Consider the following 17,770-nt stretch of genomic DNA (forward strand, 5'->3'; position numbering starts at 1 on the left):
ATATTGCGGTGCTTCTGGCATCTTCGGGAAAGGTGCCGCGCCGCGGGGTGCATGGCCGGAGGGATTTGACCGTCCGGCGCTTAGGGAGAGGGAAAGCGAATGACCGTAATTTGGGGTGTGATCGTCTGCGGCCTGCTGTCGATCATTTATGCCATCTGGGCGACGCGCTCGGTGCTGGCTGCCGATCAGGGCAATCAGCGCATGCAGGAGATCGCCGGCTATATCCGTGAAGGTGCGCAGGCCTATCTGACGCGCCAGTACATGACCATCGCCATGGTCGGCGTCGTGGTGGCCATCCTGGCCTGGCTGCTCCTGTCCGGCTCGGCGGCGATCGGCTTCATCATCGGCGCTGTGCTTTCGGGCGCTGCCGGCTTTATCGGCATGCATGTATCGGTCCGCGCCAACGTGCGCACGGCCCAGGCCTCCTCGCAGAGCCTTGCCGCCGGCCTCGATATCGCTTTCAAGTCGGGCGCGATCACCGGCATGCTGGTGGCGGGCCTCGCTCTCCTCGGCGTTTCGATCTACTACCTAATCCTGACCTCCGTCCTCGGTCACCCGAGCGGCTCTCGTGAAGTGATCGACGCGCTCGTGGCGCTCGGCTTCGGTGCCTCGCTGATCTCGATCTTCGCCCGTCTCGGCGGCGGCATCTTCACCAAGGGCGCGGACGTCGGCGGCGATCTCGTCGGCAAGGTCGAAGCCGGCATTCCGGAAGACGATCCGCGCAATCCGGCAACGATCGCCGACAACGTCGGCGACAATGTCGGCGATTGCGCCGGCATGGCTGCCGACCTCTTCGAGACCTATGCGGTGACCGTCGTCGCCACGATGGTCCTTGCGGCGATCTTCTTTGCCGGTGCGCCGATCCTCGAAACCGTCATGGTCTATCCGCTGGCGATCTGCGGGGCCTGCATCGTCACCTCGATCATCGGCACGTTCTTCGTGAAGCTCGGCTCCAACGGCTCGATCATGGGGGCGCTCTACAAAGGTCTGATCGTCACCGGCCTGTTGTCGATCCTCGGTCTCGGTGCGGCCACATCGCTCACCATTGGCTGGGGAACGATCGGCACGATCGCGGGTATGGAAATCACCGGCACGAATCTGTTCATCTGCGGCCTGCTCGGCCTCGTGGTGACGGCGCTGATCGTGGTGATCACCGAATATTACACCGGCACCAACAAGCGGCCGGTGAACTCGATCGCGCAGGCCTCGGTGACCGGCCACGGCACCAATGTCATTCAGGGCCTGGCCGTATCGCTCGAATCGACCGCCCTCCCGGCGATCGTCATCGTCGGCGGTATTATCGCCACATACCAGTTCGGCGGCCTGTTCGGCACGGCGATCGCGGTGACCACCATGCTCGGCCTTGCCGGCATGATCGTCGCGCTCGACGCCTTCGGTCCGGTCACCGACAATGCCGGCGGCATCGCCGAAATGGCCCACCTGCCGCCGGAAGTGCGCAAGTCGACCGACGCGCTCGACGCGGTCGGCAACACGACCAAGGCCGTCACCAAGGGTTATGCGATCGGTTCGGCGGGCCTGGGCGCGCTGGTTCTCTTCGCCGCCTATTCCAACGACCTGCAGTATTTCGCCGCCAACCCTGCCGAATATCCCTATTTCAGCGGCATCGGTGAAATCTCCTTCAGCCTGTCCAACCCCTATGTTGTCGCTGGCCTGATCTTCGGCGGCCTGATCCCCTACCTCTTCGGTGGCATCGCCATGACCGCCGTCGGCAAGGCGGGTGGTGCGGTGGTCGAGGAAGTCCGCCGCCAGTTCCGTGAGAAGCCCGGTATCATGGAAGGCACGGAAAAGCCGGATTACGGCCGTGCGGTCGACATGCTGACCAAGGCGGCGATCCGCGAGATGATCGTGCCGTCGATGCTTCCGGTTCTGGCGCCGATCGTCGTCTATTTCGGCGTTCTGCTGATCTCCGGCGGCGACAAGGCCTCGGCCTTCGCAGCACTCGGTGCATCGCTGCTGGGCGTCATCGTCAACGGCCTTTTCGTGGCGATCTCCATGACGTCGGGCGGCGGCGCCTGGGACAATGCCAAGAAAAGCTTCGAGGACGGCTTTACCGACAAGGACGGCGTCAAGCACTTCAAGGGCTCGGATGCGCACAAGGCCTCCGTCACCGGCGACACCGTCGGCGATCCCTACAAGGACACGGCCGGCCCGGCTGTCAACCCGGCGATCAAGATCACCAATATCGTGGCGCTGCTGCTGCTTGCGATTCTCGCTGGTTGATATCTTCTGCCTGAAACGGAAAAGGCCCGCGGGGAGCGATCTCCGCGGGCCTTCCCATTCGCAGTCGGCTTTAATCAGTTTCCGAGATTCTGGAAGATGCTGCGGGCTGCGGCCGCACCGCCGCTGGCGGCGCCGGTGCCACCGGACAGGAGCTGCTGCAGGAAGGTGAGGTCGCGGCCGCCGGTCGGCGTCGTGCGCGAGATCGTGTCGAACACCTTGCCATCCTGCAGCGTGTAGTTGGCGCGGCGGGCGACGACGCCGTCCTTGTCGAAATAGATCGCCAGCACCGTCTGCTCGACGAGCCGAGGCTTCATGAAGGCGGCCGCCCGCGTGCGCTTCTGCGAGATGTAATAGAAGACCTCGCTGTCGAAGGTCGCCGTCGTCGACGGGGTGCCCATGGTGAGCAGCACCTGTTCGCGACTCGATCCGACTGGAATGAGGTTCAGCGACTGCTGGTCGATAACATAGCCGTTATACATGGTGTCGCCGATTTGCATGGACGTGCAACCCGAGACGGTGATGGATGCGACGACCATCGCCATCGCGGTCTTATTCAAGAATGTCATCTCGTACCCGAAAACCCGCTTGTTCAACCGCATTCCCCAACTCAACGCGCCCTTGCTGCTCATACCATTGTGGCTATTCGGGGACATAGGATTGATCTTGCTCCCGATATTCGGGCACAAAGATCATCGCCCCGTTCGCTGATCCGGCGGAACGGCATTGCAATTCGTGCCTGCTTCGGTAAACCAGCTTTCGTTTCCATGCAACATGGCCGGGCGTCGCTCTGGGTCATTCGCGGAAGCAAGGAACAGGAATTCGGATGATCTTCGGCCTTTTCAAGAAGAAGAATCGCAATCAGTCGATCGTCGACCGGCAATACGCGGCCTTGACGTCTGCCGCGCGCGTTCCTTTCTTTTATAGCGATCTCGACGTGCCCGACACGGTGATGGGGCGTTTCGAAATGCTCTCGATCGTGATGATCCTGTTCTTTCGCCGCACGGCGAAATCCGACGCCAGCGGCCAGGAACTCGCCCAGGAGATCGTTGATGCCTTCTTCCAGGATATCGACCATTCGATCCGGGAACTCGGCATCGGCGACCAGAGCGTGCCGAAGCGGATGAAGAAACTGGCAGGCATGTTCTACGGGCGCCTGGAGACTTATGCCGCAGCCCTGGAAGAGAGGGATGGCGGGGCACTTGCGGCAGCGCTCCGGCGCAATATCTATCCGGAGAGAGAAGATGCGCCCGCGATGCGTGGGTTGGCGGAGTGGATGATTGCGGCCGAAGTGACACTTGCCGGAGTGTCCGAAGACGAGATTTCCCGCGGGCAGGTCGTTCTGCCGCCGCCGGAGCCTTTGGCGGGAAAGTGAGGTTCCATGAAGAACAAATACGGCGGAGGCGACAAGCCTCCCTTTTCCTATCCCGTGAAAGTCGGGCACATCTCCGCCAATCCCGTGACGGTGCATATCGAGGCGAATGCGCGCGAGCTGGGGGAACTGGCTAGCCTTTGGCAGGTTCTTGCAGTCAATTCGCTGAAGGCAGACCTCCAGGTCGCCCGCTGGAAGAAGGATGGCGTGCGCCTCAAAGGGCGGGTCACAGCGGATATCGTCCAGGCCTGCGTAGTGACGCTTGAGCCCGTCAGTTCGAAGATCGACGAGGATTTGGAACAGATCTTCGTGCCGGAAGGCTCGAAACTTGCACGGATCGTCACCAGCAATGCCGCCGAGATGGTGCTTGATCCGGAAGGGCCGGATCTTCCGGAGACCTTTTCCGGTGATACGATCGATGCCGGCGCAGTGGTTGCGGAATTTGCAGCACTTGCCATCGATCCCTATCCGCGCAAGCCCGGTATCGAGTTTGCCGATCACCTGGAAGACGATGCGGATGAGACGCCGGCACGACCCAACCCCTTCGCAGTCCTGAAAGATTGGAAAAAGGACTGAGGGCGGTTGTAAGCGGCAACAAAAACTATATTTTGGCCACGAATTCGCCGGCAGGGCCGCGCATGAGCGGGGTCGCTGGAGACGATAAACTGGCGCATGGCTCCATGATCGGGTGATGCGCTCGGCGAAGATTAAGGATCAGGGACGCGTGATCAGAATTTCTCTCGACGCCATGGGTGGTGATTTTGGTCCCGAGGTCGTCATCCCCGGTGCCGCCAAGGCATTGGAGCGCCATCCGGATGTGACTTTCCTCATCTATGGCCTGAAAGCCCAATGCGAGCCGTGGCTGGCGAAATATCCGAAGCTTCGGGACAGGTCGGTCTTCCATGACTGCGAGTTGGCCGTCAGCATGGAGGAGAAGCCAAGCGCGGCTTTGCGCCGCGGCCGCTATGTCTCGACCATGTGGCGGTCGATCGAAGCCGTCAAGCTCGGCGAGGCGGATGTCGTCGTCTCGGCCGGCAATACCGGCGCGCTGATGGCGATGGCGAAATTCTGTTTGCGCACCATGGCCAATATCGAACGGCCGGCGATCGCAGGCATCTGGCCGACGCTGAAGGGGGAAAGCATCGTGCTCGACATCGGTGCGACGATCGGCGCCGATGCCCAGCAGCTTCTCGATTTCTCGTTGATGGGCGGCGCCATGGCTCGCGCGCTCTTCGAAGTGGAACGGCCGACCGTCGGGCTTCTCAATGTCGGCGTCGAGGAAGTGAAGGGTCAGGAAGAGGTCAGGGAGGCGGGCCGCCTGATCCGTGAAGCCAACCTGCCGACGATCGCCTATCACGGTTTCGTGGAAGGCGACGACATCGGCAAGGGCACCGTCGACGTTGTGGTGACCGAAGGGTTCACCGGCAATATCGCGCTGAAGGCGGCAGAAGGCACCGCGCGGCAGATCGCTACGCTTTTACGCGAGGCGATGTCCCGTACCGTCTTCGCCAGGATCGGTTACCTGTTTGCCAAGGGCGCCTTCGACCGGTTGCGCGAGAAGATGGACCCGCGCAAGGTCAATGGCGGTGTTTTCCTTGGGCTGAACGGTATCGTCATCAAGAGCCATGGCGGTACGGATGCGGAGGGTTTCGCTGCGGCGATCGACGTCGGCTACGACATGGCGCGCAATGATCTCAATGAAAAGATCGCGCAGGATTTGAATTTTTATCATGCCCGTCGCCAGCCGCCGGCTGGTCCCGAAGCGGCATGACGACAGGATGTAGTGTAAATGATCCGTTCAGTGGTTCGCGGTTACGGAGCAGCGCTCCCAAAGCGGGTAATGACCAACAAAGAGTTGGAAGGTGTCGTCGAGACCTCCGATGAATGGATCGTCCAGCGGACCGGCATTCGCCAGCGCTACATCGCGGGCGAGGGGGAGACCACGGCTTCGCTTGGCGCGGAGGCGGCGCGCGCGGCGCTTGACAATGCCGGCCTGACGCCGGACGACATCGATCTTGTGCTGGTCGCGACCTCGACGCCCGATAATACTTTTCCGGCGACGGCCGTCGACATCCAGAGGCGGCTCGGCATGACCCACGGCTATGCCTTCGACATGCAGGCTGTCTGTTCCGGCTTCGTCTATGCGATGGCGACCGCCGATCTGTACATCCGTGGCGGCATGGCGAAGCGCGTGCTCGTCATCGGCGCGGAAACCTTCTCCCGCATCCTTGACTGGAAGGACCGGACCACCTGCGTGCTCTTCGGCGACGGCGCCGGCGCGCTCGTTCTGGAAGCGCAGGAAGGCAAGGGCACGATCTCCGACCGCGGCATACTGACCGCGCATCTGCGCTCCGACGGCACGCACAAGGAGAAGCTCTACGTGGATGGCGGGCCTTCCTCGACCGGCACCGTCGGCCATCTGCGGATGGAGGGCCGCGAGGTCTTCAAACATGCCGTCGGCATGATCACCGACGTGATCGAAGCTGCGTTTGCCGCGACCGGTACGACTGCGGAAGATCTCGACTGGCTGGTTCCGCATCAGGCCAACCGTCGCATCATCGACGGCTCGGCCAAGAAACTCGGCATTCCGCTCGAAAAAGTGGTCGTGACGGTCGACCTGCACGGCAACACGTCTGCTGCCTCGATTCCGTTGGCGCTCTCGGTCGCGGCTTCCGACGGGCGCATCAAGAAAGGCGATCTGGTCATGCTGGAAGCGATGGGGGGTGGCTTCACCTGGGGTGCGCTGCTCGTCCGCTGGTAAGGCGATACCGTCCGGTCAAACCAAATAAGTGATTGAGCACAGGTGCTTGACCCTCGCGCCCAAGCAAAATACTCTCTATCGGCTTCGAAAAGATCAATATCGAGAATTGGGCGGGGATCATGGCCGGCAAGACAGTGACACGAGCGGACCTTGCAGAATCGGTATTCCGCAAGGTCGGGCTTTCGCGGACGGAATCGGCCGAGCTTGTCGAGACGGTCATCGATGAGATTTGCAACGCGATCATCCGGGGCGAGGTCGTCAAGCTTTCCTCCTTCGCAACATTCCAGGTGCGGTCCAAGAACGAGCGGATCGGTCGCAATCCGAAAACCGGCGAGGAAGTGCCGATCTCGCCGCGTAGGGTCATGACTTTCAAGGCTTCCAACGTTCTCAAGCAGCGCATTCTGAAGGCGCATACGGCGCGCAAGGCGAAGCAGAAGCCGGCAAGCCCGGTCGCCTGACGCGGCTGCAGTCTTCTCCAATCTTGTGAACATACTTGAATCTCGCGGCTTAAACCGTTGAGATATGTTCGATTCGCCGCATAATCATTGAATGTCTCGGAGGCTGGATGCCTATCGGCGGGGAGAATCGGCAGTTCGCTGTTGGGAGAGTGACACTTGGACAAGAGCCCGGACGCCTTTCGTACGATCAGCGAGGTCGCAGACGATCTCGATCTGCCCCAGCATGTGCTGCGTTTCTGGGAGACGCGCTTTCCGCAGATCAGGCCGATGAAGCGTGGCGGCGGACGGCGCTACTACCGTCCCGAAGACGTGGATCTGTTAAAGGGCATCCGCCATTTGCTCTATGACCATGGTTATACGATCAAGGGCGTTCAGAAGCTTCTGAAGACGAACGGCAACAAGTTCGTTGCGGCGATTGCTTCCGGCGACCTTGCCACCATGGAAGCGCTCATGGCGGCAAATACCGAGAAGCATGTCGAGCCGAAGGTCAGCACGACCGAAGAAGATCAGATCGTCGGGCGTCCCAAGGTCAAGCCGAGCGGCCGGTTTTTCGGCTTCGGCTCTTCCCATGACGACGATGTGCCGGAAGTCTCGGTCGGCAAGTCGAGCGTCGGCAAGGAGGATCGCGCGCTCCTGCAGGAGGCGCTGTTCGATCTTCTGGAATGCAAGCGCCTGCTCGATCAGGTCAGGTAGAGCACTAATCTTTGCGCATATAACGATGAATTTACCATTCACCTCTGGTTCAGGCGAAAAGGAGGAATATTTTCTTCAATAGGAAGGATCAGAGGAGGTAAATCATGAAGAAGAAACTTGCCATCATCGGCTTGTCCCTGATCACGGCTTTCACAGGTGTCGCGCCGGCTCAGGCCTTTCCGTCGGTGAGCGCGCCTAAGATCGAGGCGCCGCAGGCCGCAGAACAGGTGCAATACTGGCGACATCGCGATCGCCGGGACCGCCGATATTACCGCGACCGCTATTACCGCGACCGCTACTACCGCCGTCATCATCGTCACGGTCCGGATGCCGGCGCGATCATCGGTGGTCTAGCTTTGGGTGCGATCATCGGCGGTGCGCTGGCACAGCCACGCTATGCGCCGCCGCGCCGGTACTACAGAGGCGCAAGCGCCCATACGCGCTGGTGCTATGCCCGCTACCGGTCGTACAGGGCTTATGACAATACGTTCCAGCCCTATCACGGCCCACGCCGCCGGTGCATCTCGCCGTATTACTGAGATCACGGAAAGCTCCGCTCCGTCGCCGAAGGCGGGGCGGGTTCCCGTTTGCGGAGCGGCTTTGCAGGCGTCGTGTGCATTCGGTGGATTTTTCCCTTGCACCGGCAGTCGGTGGAGCCGGCGATCAGCGGTTCTATGTGCGAGGCTGGCGGGGGCGAACCTTGCCGATCAGGCGCATCGGTGAGCGATAGAGGCCAAGCCGCGTCGCCAGGTTTTCGACATGCCAGGCGAGGGTTTGCTTGCACCCGCGAACAAAGGGCAGCCGGGCAAGATCGGGGCCGACGAAGGGAAGAAACGGGTTCAATCGCTGCGAGGTATAGATTTCCACTCTTATGGAAGGGCGGGCGGAATATCCGCGAGCGTGAAATCCGAATGTGTCGCCGATAATCAGCGTATTTGCCGGAACTGCAAATGCGGTCGGCGGCGGCAGATGCAATCGCTTCAGCATGGATCGGGAAATCCTGAACGCTCCGCCGGACTTCGCGCGGGCGGCGCTGATGCTCATGCGTTTCTGCCAGGCAAGCCGGCGCCTGGTAAGTTTATGCGATCCCGCGACATAGGTGAAAGGCCCTTCGTCCTCGGGCACGTCATGGAGGAAATACCAGGCTTTCACCGTCGGATGAAATGTATCCATATGCAAATTGGTCTGCGGATCCTTCTTGTCGAGATGAACGGAAGGCGTGCCGAAAATCGTTTGGACCGAGACGAGGGGTTCGCTATTGAAGCCACCGACATAGCGAACGGCATTCAACCAGCTGCTATCGTCCAAGAGAGCCCTTATCGTCGGGGAATCGCCGAGAATGCCCGGCCACAGCGGCATGCGGCGCGTGACGGCAGCCCCCTCCTTCATTTCAAGCGCCGGCGCTTCCAGCGCATCGATCTCGGCAACGAGTTTCCGGAACGCCGCTTCGGGAAGGAGGTTGCGGCGTTCAATGTAACCGTTTTCGGCAAAAAAGTTGCGTTCTTCTTCCGGAACGAGATGCTGCAATTTCCGGCGCCGTGACGCGGCGATTTTCGCGGCCAGCTTCACACGCCAGATATGCAATCCGCGCCGGTTCAGCCGTTCATTGCCAAGAATGGGATTCTTCCGGAAACTCTTTGCGGTGGAAAAAATCTGCAGCGTGTAGAGGGGTGACAGGACGATCGTCTTCAATAAACGTAAAAGGCCGCTTCTCGCCACTCGTTCTTCCTTCTCATGCCAATGAAACCGGAGAGAGTAACAGGATAGAAACTCGCACGGCCCTGTCAACGGTCACGGCGAAGCACTTTCCGGACGGGGCTTGTTGAGGCTTCGATACCGGCCCTCGTCGCAAGCCGCTTCCTCCCTCGGGGTGGAGGAAGAACATCCGGCTTTCCGCCTCCAAAGTCCCACGTGGGACTTTTGTACCGATTTGTTCTCCGTGACCGAAAATAAGGGCTTGCATCCGCAAGCCCGAAAGACTAGGGAAATCCTGCTCATAGAGCTGGTCGGGGCGTAGCGCAGCCCGGTAGCGCACTTGACTGGGGGTCAAGGGGTCGTGGGTTCAAATCCCGCCGCCCCGACCATTTAACTCTTTGAATTCCCCGTCATAATCGTTGTTCCTGTGTCTGCCCGGCAGAGGGGTGGCGCGGGGACAAGACCGAAAAGCGACCTGTTCAGGACTTCGGGAAACGAGGGTCGAATCTGCTTATCATGCAAGATTGTGGACGCCGGCACTCAGCGGAAGCGCGGTGCCCGGCTGGCGTTCATCAGAAGTTCCTGCTGGGATGCGAAGGGGCCGAGAAGCTTCAGGAGACGGGCTTCCTCCCGCCTGTCTAGGCGATAGCGCTTGGCGAACTCAGCGACGCTCCAGACTTTCTTCAAACCCTTGTTCTCAACTTCGCCGATGTTGATGTTTGTCGTCATGGCCTTCCCCTCTTTTGCTTATTCAGACCTCAATGTTCATGAATGAATCTTTGTTCCCGGAATTCTGCGCTTTTATTGTTAAAAATGTACATGCTAATTGGCCCTCGGGTCCCTTAGACTTTGATACTGCCCTCACGAAGATCGTCTGGACGCAATCAGGTGCTTTCCCGATAAACGTGGAAACCGAAGCCGACAATGATCAGGATCAAACCGACGATGACGAGATGGCAATCGTCGGGGCAGGTCATGCGCGGCGCCTTTCACCGTCCGGATCGGTGAAACACGCATGAAGACCAGGGAGATCTTGAGGCGCAGCCGGCCTTCTCTCCAGATCAGGATGATTTTTAAGCCCGATCTGCCTGAAATCTGAATCCTGGTCTACATCAAAAGGTTAGCGGGATATTACCCGAAAACCGCTCACACCTTTCGGCATCCCGCTCTAGCCGTCGTTGGCGGCATTGAGGTTCTGCGGTCGGATGCCTTCGTCATGGAACTGCTGGCGCAGCCGGACACCTGGTCCCGCGCCGGGATCGTCGCCCTCGCCGGCGCCGAGGAAAAGGATGCCTCTCGATTCGAAGATGGTGCGCAGCCGTTCGGTTACCCCCGCATCGGCGAAGACCTGGGCGGCTTCGGCTTCCTCGATGGCGGTTTTGGAAAGACCGGAAGCGGCGGAAAGGTCCTCCACCGTCATTCCCGTCATGGCACGCGCGGCGCGCAATTGAGAGGCGATCAGCATGGGAACAGATTTGGCGCGAAGAGGCCGGAAGTCAAGTCCGGGCTGTGGCAGGCGAGGCAGGCCGACGGGAAAGAGTGTGGCGATGTTCGAGTGCGGCGCAGCCCCAGACGATGCCGAGCAGCAGGTAGAAATGCCGCCAGTGGTCGGTGTCGATGACGTTGCCGATGATCGCATGGCCGAGGATCATCACCCAGGCGATCATCAGGTAGGGCTGCCAGGGGCGTTCGCGCAGCATGTAGCGGAAGCCGAACCACAGCGTCGACCAGATCATGACCTGATAGGTGATCGCGCCGAGCCAGCCATAGGTCGTCAGCGTCTTCAGCCAGATATTGTGCTCGTCTTCGCCGAATATCTTGCCGAACGCCATCGGTCCCAGCCCGAGCGGCCGTTCCATCGCCATCAGGAAGCCGATCTTGTGGCGTTCGAAGCGTCCGAGACGTGCGCCGTCGTATTCCTGCACCAATCTCGCGCGGTTCGTGAAGAGATCGGAGACCTGCGGAAATTGCAGCGCGATCGCAAGCGCCAGTACGAGGAAGACCGCAGCCCCCACCGAGATCGCCAGGATCTTGAAGCGGAAGGCGGTCGTCCGCTCTTTCAGCAGCATGACGACGACGAGCGCGACGCCCGCAAAGACGAGCAGGCCCCAGGCGGCGCGCGAGAAGGACAGGAAGATGCCGAGCGCCAGGATCAATATGCCGAGGATCAGCAGCGGCGCCTTCAAAAGCGGTCCCGTCAGCAGGCGGTAGAGCAGGTAGAGGAGGGGGGCGACCAGATAGGGGCCGAAGACGTTCGGGTCCTGGAACGCGCCCATGGCGCGGTTGTAGCGGGTGAAGACATGCGCGCCCGGAAAGACGTTGAAGTAACCGGCAATACCGAGCGTCGCCGTGATGATCGCCGCCGCCACCCATGCCTTGAAGATCAGGTCGAGCCGCCGGTGATCGCTTTCGATCATCGCGGCATAGAAGACCGAACTCAACGCCAGGAAAGTCGAGACGGCGAAATACATCGGCGCCCCGCTCATGTCCTTCATGACGAACATGGTGGTGAGGCCGCTCAGGTTGAAGATGAGCAGCATGACCAGAAGCGGCGCGACCGTACGGGATATCGCAAGGCCCAGCAGGAACCAGATGGCGATCTGGATCACCATGATCAGTTCGTAAGGCGCGGGTTCCGAGATCACGAAGCCGGACAGGAAGACGCCGAAGGCGAGCATGCCGGAACCGGCGAGCTTCAGGGCCGCAAGCCGGCTGTCGAAATGCACCTGGTGATCATGGGAGAGTGCGCTCAATAGGCGTTGTCCGTGTTGAGCAGCCGGACCGGCGTGAGGAACAGGATCTTCAGGTCGAAGAGCAGCGACCAGTTCTCGATATAGTCGAGATCATAAGCCGTGCGGGCGCGGATCTTTTCGTCGCTGTCGAGTTCGCCGCGAAGCCCGTTGATCTGCGCCCAGCCGGTGACGCCGGGCTTGACGCGGTGGCGGGCGAAATAGCTCTCGACCACGTCGACATATTTGCGCGTTCCCGTTTGCGCACTCACCGCATGCGGGCGCGGGCCGACGAGGGAAAGCTCGCCGCGGAGCACGTTGAAGAGCTGCGGCAGCTCATCGATCGAGGATTTGCGCAGGAAGCGGCCGACCGGTGTCACGCGCGGATCGCCTTTGGTGACGGCCCTGATCGCGGTCTGGTCGCTCATGTCGGTGTACATGGAGCGGAATTTCAGCACCTCGATCACCTCGTTGTTGAAGCCGTGGCGCTTCTGGCGAAAGAGGATCGGCCCCTTGGACGTGGTCTTCACGGCGATCGCCGCGGCAAGCATGATCGGCCAGAAGAGCACGATCGCGATCAGCGAAAAGGCGATGTCGAAGACACGCTTGGCAACCGAATCCCAATCGCGGATCGGCTTGTCGAAAAGGTCGAACATCGGCACGGCGCCGACATGCGAATAGGAGCGCGGACGGAAACGCAGGCGGTTGGCGTGCGCGGCGAGGCGGATGTCGACCGGCAGCACCCAGAGTTTGCGCAGAAGCTGCAGGATGCGCTGCTCGGCGGTGGCGGGAAGCGCGATGATCAGCATGTCGATGCGGGCAAGCCGTGCGAATTCGACGAGTTCCGCAAAGGTGCCGAGCTTCGGATAACCGGCGACCACGGTCGGGGAACGTTCGCTGTTGCGGTCATCGAAGATGCCACAGATGCGGATGTCGTTGTCGGGCTGCTGCTCGAGCTGGCGCACGAGCTGCTTGGCAGGCTCGCCGCCGCCGACGATGACGGCACGGCGCTCCATGACCCCGTTTCGGGCCCAGTTGCGGATGGCGAAGGCGGTGAGCTGGCGTTCGAGGAACAGGAAGCCGGCGCCGGCGACGAACCAGACGAGAAGGGCGGCGATGGAGTAGGGGCGAGGCTCTGCGAAATAGAGGGCTGCGGCGGTCGCCAGAAAGCCGAGCGTCCAGCCGATGAAGACGCGGCTGGCAGTACGGCTGGCACCGCGCAGAGACGGAATCTGATAGGTATCGGCAACCTGCAACAGCAGGACCGTGAGTGTCGCCCCCGATGTGATGAGGGCGAAGCGGGCAAGAAAATCGCCGGTATCGATCGGCGCCATCAACGCACCGACGAGCAGGCCGATCGCCAGCAGCACCGCGAGTTCGAACAGGCGGAACTGGCCGATCAGCATGGTCGGCGAGGTGCTGTCGTTGCGAAACTGCTCGGCGATCTGCCGGGCAAACGGATTGAGCGCAGTGACATCCGCCGGATCAGGGCTTTCGCCGGTGTTGCGTATCTCCGAAGCCTTCCGGCGAAGACTTTCCATATCGAACTGTTCGGACTTGCTTGGCTGGTTCATGGCCGATCCCTTCGACCTCCGACCCCTGCGGGTTGGAAGGCATGCGAACCGCTTAGCAAAAAGAGGTGAAGGAAGCCTTTAACGATGTCCTGCAACAGGGTTGGGATCTAACAGATCTTGATACAGTTCCAGCATCTCCCGGGCCATGACCGAGGCGGAGAACACCGCCTTGAAGGCTTCCGGTTTCGGCATGACGCGATCCTTCCAGCCGGGCGTGGTGACCGCTTGTGTCATGACGCGGGCGAGATCCTCCGCATTGCCGGGCACTGCAAGGGCTTCACTCGTCTCGCCGAGCACTTCCGGAATGCCGCCGACCCGCGAGGCGATCACCGCCTTGCCGGCCGCAAGCGCCTCCAGCACGATATAGGGCATGGCTTCCGCGCGGGAGGGAACAACGACGATCTTCGCCTGAGCAAAAGCCTCCCGCGCCGGCATGGCCGGTTTCATCTCGATGCGGCGGCCAAGCCCGCGCTCCGCCATCATCGCCTCGTAACGGTCCCGGTCCGGCCCATCGCCGACCATCAGGGCCAGGAGTGGGTACCCGACGGCTCGCTCGGTCCGGGCGAAGGCGTCGATGAAGACATCCGGGCCTTTGAGGTCGCGCAGCATGCCGATATAGAGGAAATGCGGAGCCGACGGGTCGGCGGCGATCGTCTCGAACTCGGCATCCTTGATGCCGTTGTAGATGACTTTGGTGAGCGTGCGCGGCTTTCCGACCTTGGCTTCGTAGGTGCGCCGCTCGTAATCGCAGACAAAGACGAGGGCATCGCCGAAATGCTCCTGGAAACGTTCGAGGCCGAGCACGATTCGACCGGACAGGCTCGACCGATCGAAATGCAGGCTGCCTCCGTGAGGCGAATAAAGGCGGGCTACGCGATACTTGTTGACCCGCAGCGTTGAGCCGATCAGCCGGGCCAATGCGCCGCCCTTGGCGCCATGCCCATGCAGGATATCCGGCTTCAAACTTTTGATATGTTTATAACTTCTGTAGATGGCCATGAGGTCGGATGGAACGATCGCACGGCGCAGCGGAATACGGGTGAGGCCGAGCGAAAGCTGCGGCTCGATGCTTTGGAAAAGCCGGTCCTCATGCGCTCCGCCGGTCGAGCTGTCGCACAGAATGCCGACCTCGTGGCCTGCGGCCCGATGCTCCTCGACCAGATCGCGCACATGGCGGAAGATTCCGCCGACGGGCGATCGGAAGCAGTGGAGTATCCTCAAGGGCGCGCGCTCGGCCATATCTATGGTCCGGTCAGAAGAGCCGCTCACGGACATAGATCGTATCGCCTGCCAGCACCGGCGCGGTGACCGTCGTGCGGCCCGTGATCACCCGGTCGTTGATCTTGCGGGTGACGTCGACATCGCGCTGGTTGCCGCGGGAGGTGAAGCCGCCGGCAATCGCGATGGCGTTCTGGGCGGTCATGCCGGGAACGTAGGAATATTGTCCAGGCCGCCCCACTTCACCCATCACGAAGACGGGCCGATAGCGGTCGACTTCGATCGTCACGTCCGGATCGCGCAGGTAACCCTGCCGGAGGCGGGCAGCGATCGCGCCTTCCAGTGCCGGCATCGTCTGGCCGCGTGCCGCCACCTGACCGATCAGCGGGAAGGCGATATAACCGGCCTGGTCGACCGTATAGGTGTTGCTGAGGCTTGGCTGTTCGAAAACGCTGATGCGCAGCCGGTCGCCGCTGTCGAGCCGGTAAGGCTGGACCGTCGCTTCCTGAAAGCTTCTGGGCGCCGGCGCATTGCTCGTGCAGCCGGCAATCGCCGTCACGGCCACGGCAAGTGCGAGCGCCAGCACATGTTGGGGGCGAGCGAAGGACATTTCCGCTTCCGAGCTCCGGCTGTTCATACCATTGCGCCCGTTATCGATCCGTTAGGGTTAATGCCCGGTAAAGAGGCTGCAAGTTTGCGCTTTATGGTGGAGCCGGTGCTACCCTGAAAGAGCATTAACCCTCGCGTTACCATGATCCTTTACCATCCGCCGAAATCGATGAGTTGGAGCGTATGATGTCAGGCGTAAACGGCAGCAGTCAGGACGTGGATATCGATCTCGGGCGGATCATCTCGGCGGTCTGGGAGCGCAAGGCCAGGATCATCGGCGCTACAATCGTCGCTGCCGCCGTGGCCCTCGTCGGAACCAGCCTGATGAAACCGAGTTACCGGGGCGAGACGCGGCTGCTGATCGAGTCCCGGTCGCCCAACCTGACCGGAGGAGAGGGCACCCCGCAGGCGAACGATCCGATCCTCGACTCGCTCAACATCACCAGCCAGGCGCAACTCCTGCAATCCACCGACCTCATCAATCGGGTCGTTCGCGATCTCAAGCTTGCCGAGCTCGAGGAATTCGATCCGGCTGCGCAATCTCTGTTCCCCGATCCCCTGGTGCTGATCGGACTCAAGCAGGATCCGATGACGCTTGATCCGGAGGATCGGGTAATCCAGGAATTCCGTGAGAAGCTGCAGGTCTATCCGGTCGAAAACTCCCGCGTCATCGCGATCGAATTTTCCTCGCACGATCCGAAGCTCGCGGCCGACATCCCGAACAAGATGGCGGAGGTCTATCTCCAGATCCAGAGCAGCGCCAAGCTCGATACCCATTCGGAGACTGCCAAATGGCTCGAGCCGGAAATCGCCAGCCTGACGCAGAAGGTCAAGGAAGCCGAAGGGAAGGTGGCCGACTACCGCTCCTCCAACGGCCTCTTCCAGACCACGGAGACCAACAGTTTCTCGACCCAGCAGCTCAACGATATCTCCACCGAGCTTGCCCGGGTGCGGGCGGAACGGGCGAATGCCGAGGCGCGCGCCGAAAACGTCCGCGCCTCGCTCAAAGCCGGCCGGGCGTCCGATACGTTGACCGATGTGGTCGGCTCGCAGGTCATCCAGCGCCTGAAGGAAGCGGAAGCCAATCTGCAGGCTCAGGTCTCTGACCTGTCCACGTCGCTGCTCGAAGGCCATCCGCGGCTGAGAGGCTTGCGGGCCCAGCTCGCCGGCATCCGCCAGCAGATCGACGCCGAGACCAAGAAAATTCTTGCAAGCCTCGATAACGAAGCGGAAGTGTCGCGGCTGCGCGAACGCCAGCTCATGGCACAGCTCAACGGGTTGAAGGCTGATTCCGCCAAGGCCGGCGAGGAGGAAGTGGGGCTTCGCGCGCTCGAACGTGAAGCGGCTGCCCAGCGTCAGTTGCTCGAAACCTATCTTGCCCGCTATCGCGAGGCGACCTCCCGTCTCGACGGCAATGCCGCTCCGGCAGACGCCCGTATCGTGTCGCGCGCCGTCGAACCGTCCGAGCCCTATTTCCCGAAGGTCATCCCGATTGTGATCGTCGTATCGCTTGCGACCTTCATCTTCGGTTGCCTGATTGTCATGGTCATCGAGCTCTTCAGCGGCCGCGCACTCCGTCCGTCGGGGGTGCGCGAGGTCGAGGAGGGGGAGGTTGTCGCGCCGGTCGACGCGCCGCTGCCTGCCGAACCCGTGGCGGCCGCTCCTCTGCCGGTCCACCAGATGCAGGCGGAAGCCGCACGGTTCGATCGGCCCGCGCCAGCGCGGGAGGACGTCAGGACAACCGCCGAGAAGGTCCGCGCCAAGGTGGTCGGGGAGGCCCTTGCACGCGAGGTCGAGGAACGGAGCGACGCAATCGAAGCCGAGGAACGAAGCTTCACGATCGGTTCGGTCGCTCACTACCTCCTGCGCCACGACATTCCGGTTGCGATCGCCATATCACCGGCCGGTGACGAGGGCTCGGCCGCAACCGTCATGCTGGCTCGCGAGGTGTCCGAGCGAGGCTCCACCGTGGTCCTGATCGACATGACGGGCTCCACCTGCCCGACCGGCCTGATGGCGGACAATCCCAGGCTGCCCGGCATCACCGATCTGCTCTGCGGCGAAACCGTCTTTGGCGACGCCATCCATCGGGACCGGCTCTCCGACGCCCATATCATCCCGCACGGCATTTCCGATCCGGACCGCGCCATGCGCGGCGCGGATCGCCTGACGATGATCATCGATGCGCTGGCGGATGCCTATGACCTCGTGCTCATCGAATGCGGCCCGGCGGAGATATCCGGTATTTCGCGCCTGACCCGCGACGAGACGCCGGAGATCATCCTCTCCGTCCCCGGTTTCAAGGACGAGGACGTGGCAAAGCTGGTCGTGGATTTCGAAGGAGCGGGTTACCGCAATCTGCTGATCATGACAGAAGCCGGCGACCGGCATTCGCCGCGCCGCGGCCGCCGCGCCGCCTGATT

17 protein-coding genes and 1 tRNA gene are annotated in these 17,770 nt (G+C 61.5%); 10 read left to right on the plus strand and 8 right to left on the minus strand.

Features of this window, described 5'->3' with window-relative positions; genetic code table 11:
• Positions 1-99 precede the first annotated feature (99 nt).
• The gene (locus QEO92_RS05365; RefSeq protein ID WP_037150680.1) at positions 100-2,241 is read left to right on the plus strand and encodes a sodium-translocating pyrophosphatase; all 2,142 of its coding nucleotides are present in this window, start codon (positions 100-102) and stop codon (positions 2,239-2,241) included.
• A gap of 74 nt (positions 2,242-2,315) precedes the next feature.
• On the opposite strand, the gene QEO92_RS05370 is transcribed toward QEO92_RS05365, so the two are convergent.
• Positions 2,316-2,840, minus strand: coding sequence for an outer membrane protein assembly factor BamE (locus QEO92_RS05370; RefSeq protein WP_227702414.1), 525 nt, complete (start codon positions 2,838-2,840; stop codon positions 2,316-2,318).
• Between the two features lie 224 nt (positions 2,841-3,064).
• On the opposite strand from QEO92_RS05370, the gene QEO92_RS05375 reads away from it, so the two are divergent.
• From QEO92_RS05375 to QEO92_RS05405, 7 genes are all read left to right on the plus strand, one after another.
• Positions 3,065-3,613, plus strand: coding sequence for a ubiquinol-cytochrome C chaperone family protein (locus QEO92_RS05375; protein ID WP_227702415.1), 549 nt, complete (start codon positions 3,065-3,067; stop codon positions 3,611-3,613).
• A gap of 6 nt (positions 3,614-3,619) precedes the next feature.
• A complete protein-coding gene (locus QEO92_RS05380) occupies positions 3,620-4,186 on the plus strand; it encodes a YceD family protein (protein WP_227702416.1) in 567 nt (188 codons plus the stop codon).
• Positions 4,187-4,334: 148 nt separating this feature from the next.
• Complete coding sequence (plsX, locus tag QEO92_RS05385) at positions 4,335-5,381, plus strand: phosphate acyltransferase PlsX (RefSeq protein ID WP_037150950.1); 1,047 nt, start codon at positions 4,335-4,337, stop codon at positions 5,379-5,381.
• A gap of 18 nt (positions 5,382-5,399) precedes the next feature.
• Positions 5,400-6,371, plus strand: a complete 972-nt coding sequence (locus QEO92_RS05390) for a beta-ketoacyl-ACP synthase III (protein WP_227702417.1) — start codon at positions 5,400-5,402, stop codon at positions 6,369-6,371.
• A gap of 119 nt (positions 6,372-6,490) precedes the next feature.
• Complete coding sequence (locus QEO92_RS05395; RefSeq protein WP_037150692.1) at positions 6,491-6,829, plus strand: integration host factor subunit alpha; 339 nt, start codon at positions 6,491-6,493, stop codon at positions 6,827-6,829.
• A gap of 156 nt (positions 6,830-6,985) precedes the next feature.
• Positions 6,986-7,522, plus strand: a complete 537-nt coding sequence (locus tag QEO92_RS05400) for a MerR family transcriptional regulator (RefSeq protein WP_037150693.1) — start codon at positions 6,986-6,988, stop codon at positions 7,520-7,522.
• A gap of 104 nt (positions 7,523-7,626) precedes the next feature.
• Positions 7,627-8,061 carry a BA14K family protein gene (locus QEO92_RS05405; protein WP_227702418.1) on the plus strand — a complete coding sequence of 145 codons (435 nt, stop codon included), beginning with the start codon at positions 7,627-7,629 and terminating at the stop codon, positions 8,059-8,061.
• Positions 8,062-8,194: 133 nt separating this feature from the next.
• Here QEO92_RS05405 and QEO92_RS05410 read toward each other — a convergent pair whose 3' ends face one another.
• Positions 8,195-9,241, minus strand: coding sequence for a phytanoyl-CoA dioxygenase family protein (locus QEO92_RS05410; protein WP_227702419.1), 1,047 nt, complete (start codon positions 9,239-9,241; stop codon positions 8,195-8,197).
• Positions 9,242-9,529: 288 nt separating this feature from the next.
• On the opposite strand from QEO92_RS05410, the gene QEO92_RS05415 reads away from it, so the two are divergent.
• A tRNA-Pro gene (locus tag QEO92_RS05415) sits at positions 9,530-9,606 on the plus strand.
• A 151-nt stretch (positions 9,607-9,757) separates the two neighbouring features.
• Here the strand turns inward: QEO92_RS05415 and QEO92_RS05420 are convergent.
• The 6 genes from QEO92_RS05420 to QEO92_RS05445 form a co-directional block, all read right to left on the minus strand.
• Positions 9,758-9,946, minus strand: coding sequence for a hypothetical protein (locus QEO92_RS05420; RefSeq protein ID WP_227702420.1), 189 nt, complete (start codon positions 9,944-9,946; stop codon positions 9,758-9,760).
• A 439-nt stretch (positions 9,947-10,385) separates the two neighbouring features.
• Positions 10,386-10,682, minus strand: coding sequence for a DNA-binding protein (locus QEO92_RS05425; protein ID WP_227702421.1), 297 nt, complete (start codon positions 10,680-10,682; stop codon positions 10,386-10,388).
• A 31-nt stretch (positions 10,683-10,713) separates the two neighbouring features.
• Entirely contained in the window at positions 10,714-11,970 is a 1,257-nt protein-coding gene (locus QEO92_RS05430; protein WP_227702422.1) for an O-antigen ligase family protein, read from the minus strand.
• Positions 11,967-13,520, minus strand: coding sequence for an undecaprenyl-phosphate glucose phosphotransferase (locus QEO92_RS05435; RefSeq protein WP_037150699.1), 1,554 nt, complete (start codon positions 13,518-13,520; stop codon positions 11,967-11,969). Before QEO92_RS05435 ends, QEO92_RS05430 begins: the two co-directional genes overlap by 4 nt.
• 78 nt (positions 13,521-13,598) lie before the next feature.
• The gene (locus tag QEO92_RS05440) at positions 13,599-14,759 is read right to left on the minus strand and encodes a glycosyltransferase family 4 protein (protein WP_227702423.1); all 1,161 of its coding nucleotides are present in this window, start codon (positions 14,757-14,759) and stop codon (positions 13,599-13,601) included.
• Between the two features lie 13 nt (positions 14,760-14,772).
• Positions 14,773-15,348, minus strand: coding sequence for a polysaccharide biosynthesis/export family protein (locus QEO92_RS05445; RefSeq protein WP_037150702.1), 576 nt, complete (start codon positions 15,346-15,348; stop codon positions 14,773-14,775).
• 185 nt (positions 15,349-15,533) lie between these two features.
• On the opposite strand from QEO92_RS05445, the gene QEO92_RS05450 reads away from it, so the two are divergent.
• Positions 15,534-17,768, plus strand: a complete 2,235-nt coding sequence (locus QEO92_RS05450; RefSeq protein WP_227702424.1) for a GumC family protein — start codon at positions 15,534-15,536, stop codon at positions 17,766-17,768.
• Positions 17,769-17,770 lie beyond the last annotated feature (2 nt).

The sequence above is a fragment of the Neorhizobium petrolearium genome, from assembly GCF_029854435.1.
Taxonomy (GTDB): domain Bacteria; phylum Pseudomonadota; class Alphaproteobacteria; order Rhizobiales; family Rhizobiaceae; genus Neorhizobium; species Neorhizobium petrolearium.